A 15,245-nucleotide genomic window follows, 5' to 3' on the forward strand; every position below is an offset into this window, starting at 1 on the left:
TAACTATTAATTGTTCATTATTAATCAGTTAAGTCTGTGGTGAATGATATATTCATTTCTTGGTATAGTCCGATTGGTTTTCTACGCCTTGTATATCCCGTTGGGTGACGGTTCCGGTGAAGAGCCCGGTCAGTTCTTCCCAGCTTAGGGCGGTGTCGGGCTGGAATTGTGCCGACTTTGCATAGCGGAGCAGGGCAGTGCGGAACTGGTTGCCTTCGGGTGTGTCCTGAATGGCATTGAGGTCGGTAGTGCAGACCAAGAGCTTGCCTTTCCCGATGCGGAACTCGAAGACGATGCCTAACTTGTGGTTGCGTTCGATGTTGTCTATCACTTGCAATACGGGGCGATACGCCTTACAGGTGTTATCTAATATCATCGGACGCGAGTTTCGGGCGATGCTCCACCATTGCCAGTCGCTATGTTCTTCGGTGGGGAAATGCCGGAACAAAGGATGTGCGGGGTCTGCCAAGATAGACATGGTGCCCGGAGATACTTCCTTGCCTGCATTTTCCGATATGGTCTTGAACATGGCGTAATTCCAATAGTCGGGCGTGAACATGCCGCCTACGCTTTGTTTCTCGATGTCTTTGTGGCGCGGGAGCAAGAGTACCGTAGCTCCTTTCGCTAATTTCGATTTCACCTGCTTGTTGAGTAAGGAGTCGATGTAAATCCCGTCCGTGTCCTCTTGGTCTTCGGGATATACCCAGAGGTGGTAATAATTGTGGTACGTTCCGGTTTGCAGGTTCAGGGTCAGGCGTTGGGCGGTTTTCAGGTCGCTTAGGGGAAGTTCGATGTTTCCTATTGGGGTTACGTTGCCTTGGGGAGCGGAGCAGGCAAGGGTGCCTTGCCTTTCCCATGTCCCGTCATCCGATATCAATTGCCAACAGATAGGGGTGTTCCAATCGTTTTCCTCGTAATTCGAGAGGGCTATACGCATTTGGAGCGTTTGGGTATTCCGCCAGCAGAAGTCTTTCATTTCCGCTAAGGGGACTACCGGAGCACAGAAGCCATAGAAGGTTTCAGGGTCTACAATGCCTTTGGTTTCCATAAAAGCATCGAGTATGCCTACTAATGCCGAGCCTTGTCCGGGATAATCTTGCAGGTCGAGCATTTGGAATCCTCCGAATCCGGGCGTGCGTAAGGCGTATTCGATATCGGCTTTGTAGCATTCTACAGAGAAATGTCCCGTAGCGCGGTGGAAGGTTTCGGCTTGGTCGTACAAATGATTCTCTTTCAGGCGTTCGCGGAAGATTTCTAAGTTATAAGGGTATAACACGCCTTTGTATTTCGGAATCTGTTGGTAATCGGGATAGATTTGGAACTGGCAGGTCTCGTGTCCTATTACCGGACGAGGGCATCGGGCGATGGCTTGCGCATAGTTGGCTATCGTATTGGGACGGGTATTGTTGAGGATTCCGCCCTTTTCCGCATCCACATAGGCGAAGGAGGTACGCACATGGGTGGAATATCCTTCACCTCCGCCTACCCGGCATGTCACGAAAAAGTCTTCTCCGTCTTGCGGACCTTTCCAGCCCAAATTATTGTTCGAACCGAAGCAATACAGGTGGCGAGGGTCTTTCTGCTGGAAGTCGGAGAGCCATTCGCGCATCACTTCCACTTCGCCGTTCAGTTCATTTCCTAAGCCCATCATCATAAACGAAGGATGATTGCCCAACCAGTCGAGCATCATGTCGCCTTCCCGTTTCAAGAACGTGTTGAGGTTGGTATTCTTCCGTTCGATAGTTCCCCATAGGGGCAATTCGATTTGGAAATAGATGCCTTCGATGTCGGCGGCTTTCAGGGCTGCTTCGGAAGGCGTGTACGAGTGGCATCGGTAATGGTTGATGCCGTAACGCTTTGCGGTCTGGAACACTTTGCGCCAGGACTCTACATCCATCGGAGTATAGCCGGTCAGAGGAAAGGTACATCCGTCGTGTTTTCCCCGAAGGAAGATTTTCTTATCATTCAATACGAATTGGGTGCCTTCGGTACGGAACTCGCGCATGCCGAAATCTACGCTCTGTGTGTCGTGCGTATGGTCGGTATCGAGGCTGATGCGAAGCCGGTAGAGGGCAGGATGAAACTCACTCCAGAGCAGAGGCGAGTCTCCCATGTCGAGCGTAAGGGTAAACGAAGTCGTTCCGGGCTGGACGGGTATTTTTTGTTCCAGTGTGGGGAGGATATGGGTTTCGGGTGTATTCCATGCTTCGCCTTCGATGCGTACCGTAGCGTCTTCATACCGCTCGGTGCATACGGTCAGCTTTACGAGGGCACGTTTCCGGATGAGTGAGGGGTAGACCTCTACCTTATTTATATAGGCTTCATCGCGGGCTTCGATGCCGAACCGTCCCAAGATACCGTTCCAGTTGGTCTGAGTGGCATCGCTCCAAGCATGCGAGCCTTGTATCTCTTTGGGTACAGAAGTCTCGGAATTATCTATCCGGATAGCGATGTGATGCTTGCCCGGCTGGAGAGGAGGAAGCTCATAGCAATGCGGGGCATAGAGGTGGGTCAGGCTTCCGATGCTGTCTCCGTCTATCCAAAGCGTGCTGGGCTTGGTGCGTTCCATAATCAGGCGGAGCTTCTTTCCTGCAAAGTCTTCGGGCAAAGTGAAATCACGTTCGTAGGTCACTTGTCCGCTATACGCATAGAGACGGGTCAACTGGGAGGTGGCATACGGCTCTTGTGCCGGATTGCCTAACTTATTCTCATCGGTGGTGCCCGGAAGGGAGCAGGTTCCTAAAGAGCTTTCCCATGTGCCAGACAAGGGAAGAAAAGGGCGTTCTTGGGCTTGTGCGCACAAGAAGCAGAGTATAGTTGCAAGCGAAAGAAAGACTTGTTTCATTGTAGTTGTTGTTTTAATTGAACGCAGAGACGCAAAAACGCAAAGTTATCTTTTAAAGAAGGCAAAGAGCACAGGTTTTTCAGATTTGTGCTTTGCAAGCTTTGCTTTCTCTAATATAAAACTTTGCGTTTTTGCGTCTCTGCGTTTCATATAAAAATCATTTGCTATATTTTGCTTTGATGCCCGGCAATTCTTTCCGGATATCGGCGATGCGGGTGGCATCACTGGGGTGTGTGCTCATAAATTCAGGTACAGAGCCTCCGCTTCCAGCCGACATCTTTTGCCAGAAGCCTACGGCTACATCGGGATTATAGCCCGCCATGGTCATGAATACTAATCCCATATAGTCGGCTTCCGATTCGTGTTTGCGTGAGAAAGGGAGCATCATGCCGTATTGGGCACCGATGCCATATACCGTACCTGCTACTTTCTGTACCGCGGCACTCTTATCGCTTACCAGCGAATTGAGGATATTTGCACCGTATTGTGCCATTACCTGTTGGCTCAGACGTTCGTTGCTATGCTTTGCTACGGCATGTGCCACTTCGTGTCCTACCACTACCGCTAATTCGTCATCGGAAGAGACCAGTTTCATTAATCCTTCATAAACTACAATCTTTCCGCCCGGCATACAGAAGGCATTCACTTGCGGGTCTTGCACCAGATTGAATTCCCATGCGAAGTTCTTGATTTCCGATGCCATGCCGTTCGCACGTAGATAGGTTTCCGTAGCGGATGCAATCTTTTTCCCAACACGCACTACCATAGCGGTTTGTGTGGCATTGGTCGATTTCTTAGCCGACTTGATGTAGTCGTTATATTGGGTCAGACTGGAAGAAAGCACTTCGCTATCCGATACCAAAAGCATTTGTTTCCGTCCGGTAAGCGGGACGGTAGAGCAGCTTGCTAAAAAGAGTGAGGCAAGCAGAATGAAGGTTAAATGTAGGCGTTTCATAATCGTTGTATGAGATTTATTATGATGAAAGCAAAGATATAAATCTTTTTTAAATAATCTGTGTAATCTGTGGTGGAAATGTGATAGGAATGTAGCAAAAAAGATAAAACAGTATCATTTATATTACTGGAATATGCCTATTTTTGCAACTGTATCATTTAAAACAAATTATCATGAAAAACAGGAAAGCAAGAACCTTTTTGTTGGCTGGAGCGGCTCTTCTCGCTTCCGGCGTGTGGGCACAAGGGCAACCCGTGTGCCTTTCTACTCCCGAAACCTCGTTGGTGATTGATGCGCCACAAGGTGGAGAATTGAAGTATGTATATTATGGTGCGAAATTAGACGATGCGGACTTGAGCCAAATCGATGCGGTGCGCACGTGCAATCATGCCGCTTATCCGGTGTATGGGATGAATACTCCCGCCGAAGTAGCTCTCTCGGTACGTCATGCCGATGGGAATATGTCTACTCAAATGGTGGTAGAAAGCGTGGCTACTACGAAAGCTGATAATACTCAAGAAGTCACGGTGCGATTGAAAGACAAGGTCTATCCGTTTTATGTGGACGTATGCTATCGGGCTTACCAGGATGTAGACATCATTGAGACTTGGACTGAAATCACGAATGAAGAAAAGAAACCCGTTGTGCTCAACCAGTTTGCTTCGGCTTACCTGCCTATCCGCAGGGGCAATGTATGGCTTTCCAGCCTCTATGGTTCGTGGGCGAATGAAGGTAGATTAGTTCAAGAGCCTTTAGAGCCGGGAATGAAAATCATTAAAAACAAGGACGGTGTACGCAATTCGCATACGGCACATGCCGAAGTGATGTTCTCGCTCGACGGGCGTCCGCAAGAGAACGAAGGACGGACTATCGGTGCGGCACTTTGCTATACAGGAAATTACAAACTCCGCGTTGATACCGATGATAGCGATTATCATCAATTCTTTGCAGGCATCAACGAAGAAAATTCCCAATATCAGTTGGAAAAGGGAGAAACCTTTACCACTCCGGTACTTGCCTTGACTTACTCGGATGAGGGATTAAGCGGAGCCAGCCGGAACTTCCACCGGTGGGGGCGCACGTATAAGTTGGCGCATGGCAATGTGCCCCGCAAAATCTTGCTGAATAGCTGGGAAGGCGTTTATTTCGATATCAACCAGCAAGGTATGGAACAGATGATGGCGGATATCGAGTCGATGGGAGGCGAATTGTTCGTGATGGATGACGGATGGTTCGGAGATAAATATCCGCGTAAGAATGATAGTTCTTCGTTGGGCGACTGGGTGGTAGATACCCGTAAATTGCCCGAAGGCATTGAAGGACTGATTCGCGATGCGAAAAAGCATCATGTAGGTTTCGGTATTTGGATAGAACCGGAAATGTCGAATACCCTGAGCGAACTGTACGAGAAGCATCCTGAATGGATTCTGAAAGCTCCCCAACGTGACCCGGTTTTAGGACGTGGAGGAACGCAGGTGGTGCTTGACTTGGCGAATCCGGAAGTGCAGGATTTTGTGTTCGGCGTGGTGGATAATCTGATGACCAAGCATCCCGAAATCGAGTATATCAAATGGGATGCCAATATGGCGATTATGAACCACGGTTCGAATTACCTGACCGAAGAGAACCAGAGCCAGATGTACATAGAGTATCATCGTGGTTTCGAGAAGGTGTGCGACCGTATCCGTGCCAAATATCCAGACTTGACCATTCAGGCTTGTGCCAGCGGAGGAGGGCGTGCCAACTGGGGATATTTGCCTTGGTTTGATGAATTTTGGGTGAGCGATAACACCGATGCCCTCCAACGCATTTACATGCAATGGGGTACTTCGTATTTCTTCCCGGCTATTGCTATGGCATCCCATATTAGTGCCGCACCCAATCACCAGACTTTCCGTACCATTCCGCTCAAGTATCGTATCGATGTTGCGATGAGCGGGCGTCTCGGTATGGAAATCCAGCCCAAGAACATGACCGATGAAGAGAAGGAGCTTTGCCGCAAGGCGATAGCCGATTACAAGGTGATTCGTCCCGTGGTGCAATTCGGTGATATTTACCGTTTGCTTTCTCCATATGACCGTTTGGGCGTGGCTTCTCTGATGTACGCTTCACCCGAAAAAGAGAAGGCGGTATTCTATTGGTGGAAGATGGAAACGTTTGTAAACCAGCATTTACCCCGTGTATGCATGGCAGGTCTTGACCCAACGAAGATGTACCGCATCAAGGAGTTGAACCGCATCGATAACGAACCTCTCCCCTTCGAAGGGAAATCGTATTCGGGCAAGTTCCTGATGGAGAACGGTTTGGAAATCCCTTACACGCATAAGGTGGACTATCACAAGCTGAATGATTATGCCAGCCGGGTGCTGTATCTTGAAGCGGAATAAACTAATAAAGAATTTAGAATGAAGAATTGCCCTGTCCGCATGGGATTCTTCATTCTTAATTCTTCATTTATAGTAAAACAAAATTGGTTTGCGAAAAATGAAATTGAACACAGAGACACAAAGGCACAGAACTTTAATTTTTAGAGAAGACAAAGCCCACGGAGAAAAACACTGACTCTGTGAACTTTGTCTTCTCTTCTATATTTATTTCAGCCGTGCCAAAGTTTCTTTGATACGACGCATAGCTTCTACAATGTTCTCGTCAGAAGTAGCGTAGCTCATACGGATACATTCAGGCGCGCCGAATGAAGTACCACCTACGCAGGCTACATGGCCTACCTCAAGCAGATACATCGCCAAATCTTCCGCATTGTTGATAACACGGTCACCGTCTTTCTTACCGAAGAACGAATCGCATTTCGGGAAGAGGTAGAAAGCACCTTCCGGAACGTTTACTTCGAATCCGGGTATTTCTTTTGCCAGTTTCACAATCAAATCACGACGGCGTTCGAATGCTTGACGCATTTCTTCTACCGGAGCCTGTGTGCCAGTGTAAGCGGCTTCGGCTGCTTTCTGTGATACCGAGCACGGACCAGAAGTATATTGTCCCTGAAGTTTGTTGACACCTTTCACAATCCATTCGGGAGCGGCGATAAATCCGATACGCCAGCCCGTCATGGCATACGCTTTCGATACGCCGTTGACAATAACCACACGGTCTCTGATTTCGCCGAACTGGGCGATGCTTTCATGCTTGCCGATGTAGTTGATGTGTTCGTAGATTTCATCGGCGATGGTGATGACACGTTCGTGCTTAGCCAATACCGAAGCCAGTCCAGCTAATTCTTCTTTGCTATATACCGAGCCGGTCGGGTTCGAGGGCGAGCAAAGAATCAGGGCACGGGTCTTGGGTGTGATAGCCGCTTCCAATTGTTCGGGAGTAATCTTAAAGTCTTGTTCGATGCCCGCACGTACAATCACCGGAGTGCCTTCTGCCAATTTCACCATTTCGGGATAGCTTACCCAATAAGGGGCGGGTACGATGACTTCATCTCCTTTGTTTACCAAAGCCATAATCGTGTTGCATACCGATTGCTTGGCACCGTTGGCACAACTGATTTGGGCTGCTGTATATTCCAGTCCGTTTTCTTTTTTCAGTTTTTCTACAATGGCATTACGCAATGCGGGATAACCTGCCACGGGCGAATAGCGTGAATAGTTTTCGTCAATCGCTTTTTTAGCGGCTTCCTTGATATGGTCGGGAGTATTGAAGTCGGGTTCGCCGACACTCATGTTGATTACATCTACGCCCTGAGCCTTGAGTTCGCTGCTCTTTTGAGACATAGCCAGCGTAGCCGAGGGTGACAAACTGTTTAAACGTTCTGAAAGTTGGTTCATATTCTTCTTTTGTTTTTAGTTCAAAATCGGTGCAAAGTAAAGCAAAATTTTCGACATATAAAAACATTTCTTACTTTCTGTCACCTAAGAAGCGGAGCAGATACAAGAAAAGATTGATAAAGTCGAGGTAGAGCGTCATGGCGCCCATCAATGCAATCTTTTGCGTAGTGTCGTTTACTTCGATATCGCCCGTAAGCAATTGCTTGATTTTTTGCGAATCGTATGCGGTCAGCCCTGTAAAAATCAGCACACCGATGCCCGAAATGATAAGGTCCATCATCGAATTATGCAGGAAGAGGTTGACCAGCGAGGCGATGATAAGCCCGATCAGTGCCATGATGCAGATGTTCCCGATGCGGGTCAGGTCGCGCTTCGTCACATAGCCATAGAGTGCCATAACGCCGAAGGTGCCTGCCGTCACAAAGAATGTAGTGGCGATGGAGCTTGCGGTATAGACCATGAAGATGAACGAGAGGGTGACTCCGTTCAAGATAGAGTAGGCGATGAAGAGCAGGGTAGCGGTGCTGAACGCTATCCGATGGATGCGTGCGGAAAGGTAAATCACCAATCCCACTTCAGCAATCAGAAGCCCCCAGAAGAGCATTTGGTTTTGCACAATCATCGAGAGCAGCGTGTATGATTTTGCTACATACATAGCCGTCAGTCCGGTGATAACCAGCGCCAATGTCATCCATGAGTAGACATTGCGCATCAATGTCGCTTGTACGGTCTTTGCTTTAGACGCGTATGCTTTTACTAAATCGTTTGTGTCCATAATTTTTAACTCTTAATTTTCAATTTCTAAAATGCAACGTATGCCCCATGCGGTCTTTCTTCGTATGCAGGTAACGTTCGTTGTACGGATTGGGAGTCACTTCGATAGGTACGTTCTCCACGATTTCCAGCCCGTAGGCTTCCAGCCCTACGCGTTTCACGGGGTTGTTGGTGAGGAGGCGCATCTTGTGGATGCCTATCTCGCGCAGGATTTGCGCGCCCACGCCATAGTCGCGCTCGTCGGCTTGGTGTCCTAAGCAGATGTTGGCGTCTACGGTGTCCATGCCTTCTTCCTGAAGCTTGTAGGCTTTCATCTTTTCCATCAGCCCGATGCCGCGTCCTTCTTGGATGAGGTAGATAACGGCTCCTTTGCCTTCTTTTTCTATCATTTGCATGGCTTTATGAAGCTGCTCTCCGCAATCGCACCGCATGGAGCCGAAGATGTCGCCCGTGGCGCACGATGAATGTACGCGCACTAATACCGGTTCGTCCGGTTCGAACTCTCCTTTTATTAATGCCACGTGTTCCAGCCCGTTGCTCTTCTGGCGGAAAGGAATCAGGCGGAAATGCCCGTATTCGGTAGGCATATCCACTTCTACGCCCCGTTCTACTAATGATTCCTGCTTCAGGCGGTAGGCGATGAGTTCGGCTATGGAGATAAGCTTGAATCCGTATTGGTCTGCCATTTGGCGCAATTCGGGAAGGCGTGCCATGGTGCCGTCTTCGTTCATCACTTCCATCAGGGCTGCGGCGGGATAAAGTCCGGCAAGTTTGGCAAGGTCGATGCTGGCTTCGGTATGTCCGGCACGGCGGAGCACGCCTTTGTCTTGCGCGTAGAGCGGGTTGATGTGTCCGGGGCGTCCGAATGTTTCGGGAGTCGAAGCCGGATCGGCAAGGGCACGGATGGTGGCTGCACGGTCGGCGGCAGATACGCCCGTAGAGCATCCTTCTAATTTATCGATGGTCACCGTAAACGGGGTGCCCAGCACCGAGGTGTTATTTGTCACCTGATGGGGCAAGTCCAGTTCCTTGCACCGTGAAATGGTAATCGGTGCGCAGAGTACTCCACGCGCGTGTTTCAGCATAAAGTTCACTTTTTCGGGCGTAATCAGCTCGGCGGCTATAATCAGGTCGCCTTCATTCTCGCGGTCTTCATCGTCTACAACGATAACAAACTCGCCTTTGCGGAAGTCCTCGATGGCTTCCTCTATGGTATTCAGCTTTATCTTGTCCATAGTGTTATTGTTGTGAATAATAGTGTTGGTCTTTTATTTGTTGTACGATTTGTTCGTTCGTTTTTATAATAACTTTCAGGTCTTTTTCCAAGCGCAACCGGAAACGCCAGATGTTCAGATATACCAGTAATCCGGCAGGTATTACGATGCCGAGCAACACATTAAGCCACCGGTTATCGAACGGGCTTTTATGTGATTTAACCCATAGAATCGGGTAATTGTTCATAATGTTTAGCAGAACGTGGTCTTTCGTATTCGAAAGTTCTTCGATTACCGTTTCCATTTGCTTGCTGATATCGGCTATGGTATCATCGTGTTTGTTACTGGTGAAGATCTCGATATAGTTGGGTAAGCCTTTTAAGCGGTGTGTGTGCAGGTATTCTTCACATTCTACGCTGATATGTTTCAGTATCTCAATATCTTTCCGGTATTCAGGCGTATGGATAATCACTTCTTTTTTGAACATGTGTCTGGACAGGCGGATGCCGAATACTTTCCGGAAGAAAGCAGCATACGTGTCAATGTTGAATACCACCGAATCTTTGTTCGATTTGTAGGTGAAAAACGCGCCCAGCGGAGCCAAGACCAATGTACTCATCCACGTACCTAATACGATATTCATTTCGCCGCTCTTCCCTACACGGGTCGCGCCTGAATCGATGATGTAGTAGACCACGAATATCAATACGGATATTACCACCGGCATACCCAGCCCGCCTTTACGGATAATGGCTCCCAGCGGTGCGCCGATAAAGAAGAAAATGAGGCAGGCAAGCGAAAGTGTAATTTTCTTGTGCCAGTCCGAGCGGTGTGTACGGATGCTGTTGTCCATTTCCTTGCTCATGAAGCTTTTCATGTCACATTCGGACGCTAATGAGGATACACGGTTTTCCGTTTTGCTCAGGGTCTGCATCTTTTCTTGTGACGTCATTGAGTTGTAGATGCTGTCGGTGTTGATGTAAGCGACATTTAACTTCTCTAGTTTGGTAGAATCTGCTCGTGTAAGTACCGGCGATTTATAAGTCGTACTGATAACATCGTTGAAATAAGCGCGTCCTACGCTATCCGCACGTATTTCCAGCGAATCGATAGCTTGGGATATTTCGCGCATATTCTTGATGTCCGAGCGGCGGTCGAGGAAGTCCCCGTCTACCATGTTGAATCCCGAATCGAACTGGATGAGCGTATGTTTTTCTTTAAATGATTCACGCCGGTAGGGCACGTTGCGCGAGATAACCGATTGGGATTTTAAGTTCTCGAATTGTTCTCCGTTATATAGGTGCAGATACAAGTGTTGCTTGTCGGCGGTCAGTTCCAGTTTCCCTTCTTCCGCCCAAATGATATGCGCGTTCTCAAAACCGTCCGAGAAATTGTAAATCAGCACGTCTTTCAGCATGCCTGTTTTGCGGTCTTTGTGTTTTACGTAGATGTTGTATCCGTCAATGTCGCTATAGAACACGCCTTCGGGGATGTCCACTTCGGGCGATTTCTGCTTCATCGAGACCAGCAGAGTCCAAAGTTGCTTTTGCGCGCGAGGTCCGATTTCGTTTTGGAAAAAGAAAGACATGGCACCCAGGAAAGCGCAAAACAGCACCACCGGGCGCATGATACGGAGCAAGGGAATGCCTGCGGCTTTCATGGAAAGCAGTTCATACCGCTCTCCGAAGTTTCCAAAAGTCATAAGGGCTGCCAGCAGAATGGCAAGCGGAAGCGAAAGTGGAATTAATGTCAAGCCCGAATAGAAAAAGAATTGGGCAAGTACGTTTATCTCCAGTCCCTTTCCTACCAGCTCGTCAACGTATCTCCACAAGAATTGCATCATGAAGATGAAAAGGCAGATAAAGAAAGTTCCCGCAAAGAGCAACAAGAAGCTCTTCAATACGAATATATCCAGTTTTTTTATGCGTAGCATTCTTCTTAAATGTTGTCAGCTTGCAAAAGTAGCATAAAAAACGATGCGGAGCACGATGTTTTGCATATTTTTAAAGAATTATAAGCCGCATGCCCGTTTCAGTGTTTCTATTTGCGAGTCCCATAAGTTGATTGCATCCTCTTCTTCTCCGGCATCGGCAAAGTCGGTCACTTCCAGCGAGAGGTCGCTCGTCAGCTCGTTGTAATGGATTTTCAATTCGAAATACGTGCGGGGTTCTTCATCGCTCCAATGGAATCGGATAAACGATTCGGTACGAAGGTTGATAATCTCTGCATCGCGTGTTTCGGTCTTGCCCCAGCGGAAAGTAAATGTCTTTTCGCGTCTCGAAACTTTGTCGGCAAACCAATGTTCCAGCCCCGATGGCGTACTGATAGCATTCCAAAGGATTGTGCTTGAGGCAGGCGGTAAAGTATATTCGATATGTATTTTCTTTTTCATGGATATTCAGGTTTCCGGTTATTAATTTTTATGGGGCGCAAATTAAAGTAATTTTTCGTACACTGCATAACGATTCGCTTGGTTTTTTTCTCTTTTTATATTTTATCGAATGCAAAGGCGCAAAAGTGCAAAATTTAATTTATTTACAATTTGACTATTTACAATTTACTATTTGATATAAAATCGTACTTCGTAAATCGAAAAATAGTAAATCTCTGCGCTTTTGCGTCTCTGCGTTTATTTTATAGTATAAGCCGATGAAGATAATTTTTTGAAGAAAATCGGCAAAGGTATTGCGTAATTCAAAAAAACAACTTACCTTTGCACCCGCAATCGCCAAAAAGGCGGGATAGCTCAGCTGGTTAGAGCGCATGATTCATAATCATGAGGTCCCCGGTTCAATCCCGGGTCCCGCTACTACGGACAAATAGAGCCGTTGGGTGGCTTCCACATCTGGCGGTTTCTTCTTGGCGGGATAGCTCAGCTGGTTAGAGCGCATGATTCATAATCATGAGGTCCCCGGTTCAATCCCGGGTCCCGCTACCAAGAGAGAGAATGTATATAGCATGAAGAACTAAGAATGAACAAAGCTTTCATTTTAGTTCTTCTTTTTTTGTCTTTATTCTTCACTACAGATTCATATCTTCATACGAAGTACGATTAGTAATCGTATTGCGATATCAGTTGTGGATTCGTTTCATACCTTATTATATATATTCGTTAAATGACCGTTTTTTTTGTTGGTAGTGCGGTGTTGTAAACATCCGTAGTTGCCTGATAATAGTCAGGGTGGTTTATAATCTCTGTTCTTGTATTTGTGTATTTTGCATAATTACAAAATGATGATATATGTATGTATATATTGTTAAATTAGTATGTTTTTATATGATTTTGCGTTAGATTGAAAATTCTTATACATTGAAATGATATTTGTTTTGCATAATGGGTGATTTTGATTGATAGATGCTATATTTGCAACAAAAATGAAAGCAAAAAGATTTTATATCTGTTTGTTTTATTTCAAAGTGTGTAAAATGTAGTATGAAAAGTAAACTAACAACTAAATTTAAGGTATTATGTCAACATTACGTTTTAGGGTTGTAGAAAAGGCGTTTCAGGCGAAACCTTTTGAAGTTCCTGCTCCGAAGGAACGTCCGTGCGAATATTTTGGAAAATATGTATTCAATCGGGAAAAGATGTTTAAGTATTTACCTAGTAAGGTGTATGAGAAGTTGGTGGATGCAATGGATAATGGTGCTGTGCTTGACCGGAGCGTGGCTGATGCTGTAGCAGAAGGCATGAAGCGTTGGGCAAGCGAATTGGGGGTGACGCATTACACTCACTGGTTTCAGCCATTGACGGAAGGAACGGCGGAGAAACACGATGCTTTCGTAGAACACGACGGAAAAGGAGGGATGATGGAAGAGTTTTCGGGAAAGTTGCTGGTACAGCAGGAACCGGATGCATCTTCGTTTCCGAACGGTGGAATCCGCAATACGTTTGAAGCACGGGGCTATAGTGCGTGGGATCCTTCATCCCCAGTGTTTGTGGTAGATGATACTTTGTGTATTCCTACAGTTTTTATTGCTTATACAGGAGAATCATTGGATTATAAAGCTCCGTTACTGAAGGCTTTGCGTGCTGTAAACAAGGCGGCGGTAGATGTTTGTCATTATTTCGATCCGAATGTGAAGAAGGTATCAGCTTATTTAGGTTGGGAGCAAGAATATTTTTTGGTGGATGAAGGATTGTATGCTGCCCGTCCGGACTTATTGTTGACTGGGCGTACACTGATGGGACATGAAGCTTCGAAAAACCAACAGTTGGAAGACCATTATTTCGGTGCTATTCCAACTCGTGTTGCTGCTTTTATGAAAGATCTGGAAATTCAGGCGTTGGAGTTGGGTATTCCAGTTAAAACCCGTCATAATGAAGTGGCGCCGAATCAGTTTGAATTGGCTCCTATTTTTGAGGAATGCAATCTTGCCGTAGACCATAATATGCTGATTATGTCTCTAATGCGAAAGGTGGCACGTACGCATGGTTTTCGTGTTTTGCTTCATGAAAAGCCATTTAAAGGCGTTAACGGTTCGGGTAAGCATAATAACTGGTCGTTGGGAACAGATACGGGTGTGTTGCTAATGGCTCCAGGAAAGACTTCTGAAGAAAATTTGCGTTTTATTACGTTTATAGTCAATACGTTGATGGCAGTTTATCGACATAATGGATTGTTGAAAGCTTCGATTATGAGTGCGACCAATGCTCATCGTTTGGGAGCAAATGAAGCTCCTCCTGCTATTATTTCTTCGTTTTTGGGTACACAGTTGAGTAAAGTGCTTGATCACATGGAGGAAAGTTCGGCTGATGATTTGATTGCATTGGGCGGAAAACATGGAATGAAATTGGATATTCCTCAAATTCCGGAATTGTTGATAGATAATACTGACCGCAACCGTACTTCGCCTTTTGCTTTTACAGGAAACCGTTTCGAATTTCGTGCTGTTGGTTCGGAAGCCAATTGTGCAAGTGCTATGATTGCATTAAATACGGCGGTGGCAGAACAATTGGTTGAATTTAAACAGAAGGTGGATGAATTGATTGAGAAGGGAGAGCCGAAGATTTCTGCTCTTATCCAAGTAATCCGTGAATACATTGTAGCTTCAAAACCTATTCGTTTTGACGGAAATGGATATAGTGAAGAATGGAAAAAGGAAGCAGCTTCTCGTGGCTTGGATTGTGAAACCAGTTGTCCGGTTATTTTTGATCAATATTTGACATCCTCTTCTGTAAAGATGTTTGAGTCTCAAGGGGTAATGACACAGAAAGAATTAGAGGCTCGTAACGAGGTGAAGTGGGAAACTTATACAAAGAAAATCCAAATCGAAGCACGTGTATTAGGTGACTTAGTGATGAACCATATCGTTCCGGTTGCTATTGAATACCAAAGCAAATTGATTGATAATGTGTATAAGATGAAAAGTTTATTTCCAGCAGAAGAGGCTGAAAAACTTTCTGCTGAAAACATTGCCATTATCAAGAAGATTTCAGAACATACCTCTTATATCAAAGAACATGTTGACGCAATGGTAGAAGCTCGTAAGGTTGCCAATAAGATATCTGATGAGCGCGAGAAAGCTGTAGCATATCACGATACGATTGCTCCGATGTTGGAACAAATTCGTTATCATATTGATAAATTGGAATTGATTGTAGACGATCAAATGTGGACATTGCCGAAGTATAGAGAGCTGTTATTCATTAGATAATATCATTAGATTAC

General features: G+C 46.2%; 9 protein-coding genes and 2 tRNA genes. 4 read left to right on the forward strand and 7 right to left on the reverse strand.

The features are described from left to right. Positions 1-52 precede the first annotated feature (52 nt). Both B5F91_RS04440 and B5F91_RS04445 read right to left on the reverse strand, forming a co-directional pair. A complete protein-coding gene (locus B5F91_RS04440) occupies positions 53-2,845 on the reverse strand; it encodes a glycoside hydrolase family 2 TIM barrel-domain containing protein (RefSeq protein ID WP_087427906.1) in 2,793 nt (930 codons plus the stop codon). A gap of 157 nt (positions 2,846-3,002) precedes the next feature. Further along, positions 3,003-3,800, reverse strand: coding sequence for a M48 family metallopeptidase (locus tag B5F91_RS04445; RefSeq protein WP_087427907.1), 798 nt, complete (start codon positions 3,798-3,800; stop codon positions 3,003-3,005). Positions 3,801-3,973: 173 nt separating this feature from the next. Between B5F91_RS04445 and B5F91_RS04450 the strand changes: the two genes are divergently transcribed. Continuing rightward, a complete protein-coding gene (locus tag B5F91_RS04450) occupies positions 3,974-6,187 on the forward strand; it encodes an alpha-galactosidase (RefSeq protein ID WP_087427908.1) in 2,214 nt (737 codons plus the stop codon). Between the two features lie 204 nt (positions 6,188-6,391). Here the strand turns inward: B5F91_RS04450 and B5F91_RS04455 are convergent, their stop codons facing one another. From B5F91_RS04455 to B5F91_RS04475, 5 genes are all read right to left on the reverse strand, one after another. Beyond that, the gene (locus B5F91_RS04455) at positions 6,392-7,585 is read right to left on the reverse strand and encodes a pyridoxal phosphate-dependent aminotransferase (RefSeq protein ID WP_087427909.1); all 1,194 of its coding nucleotides are present in this window, start codon (positions 7,583-7,585) and stop codon (positions 6,392-6,394) included. Between the two features lie 70 nt (positions 7,586-7,655). Continuing rightward, positions 7,656-8,360: a Bax inhibitor-1/YccA family protein gene (locus tag B5F91_RS04460; protein WP_087427910.1), complete on the reverse strand. Its 705-nt coding sequence runs from the start codon at positions 8,358-8,360 to the stop codon at positions 7,656-7,658. A 19-nt stretch (positions 8,361-8,379) separates the two neighbouring features. After that, positions 8,380-9,594 carry a bifunctional 3,4-dihydroxy-2-butanone-4-phosphate synthase/GTP cyclohydrolase II gene (locus B5F91_RS04465; protein ID WP_087427911.1) on the reverse strand — a complete coding sequence of 405 codons (1,215 nt, stop codon included), beginning with the start codon at positions 9,592-9,594 and terminating at the stop codon, positions 8,380-8,382. A 4-nt stretch (positions 9,595-9,598) separates the two neighbouring features. Beyond that, positions 9,599-11,506: an LptF/LptG family permease gene (locus B5F91_RS04470; protein WP_087427912.1), complete on the reverse strand. Its 1,908-nt coding sequence runs from the start codon at positions 11,504-11,506 to the stop codon at positions 9,599-9,601. Positions 11,507-11,584: 78 nt separating this feature from the next. After that, the gene (locus B5F91_RS04475; protein WP_087427913.1) at positions 11,585-11,965 is read right to left on the reverse strand and encodes an START-like domain-containing protein; all 381 of its coding nucleotides are present in this window, start codon (positions 11,963-11,965) and stop codon (positions 11,585-11,587) included. Positions 11,966-12,308: 343 nt separating this feature from the next. Between B5F91_RS04475 and B5F91_RS04480 the strand changes: the two genes are divergently transcribed. The 3 genes from B5F91_RS04480 to B5F91_RS04490 all read left to right on the forward strand — a co-directional run bounded on the left by B5F91_RS04480 (position 12,309) and on the right by B5F91_RS04490 (position 15,231). Beyond that, positions 12,309-12,382 (forward strand) — tRNA-Met (locus tag B5F91_RS04480). A 52-nt stretch (positions 12,383-12,434) separates the two neighbouring features. Next, positions 12,435-12,511 (forward strand) — tRNA-Met (locus B5F91_RS04485). A 530-nt stretch (positions 12,512-13,041) separates the two neighbouring features. Next, complete coding sequence (locus B5F91_RS04490; protein WP_087427914.1) at positions 13,042-15,231, forward strand: glutamine synthetase III; 2,190 nt, start codon at positions 13,042-13,044, stop codon at positions 15,229-15,231. Positions 15,232-15,245 lie beyond the last annotated feature (14 nt).

This window comes from Bacteroides sp. An322, from assembly GCF_002161765.1.
Lineage (GTDB): Bacteria > Bacteroidota > Bacteroidia > Bacteroidales > Bacteroidaceae > Phocaeicola > Phocaeicola merdavium.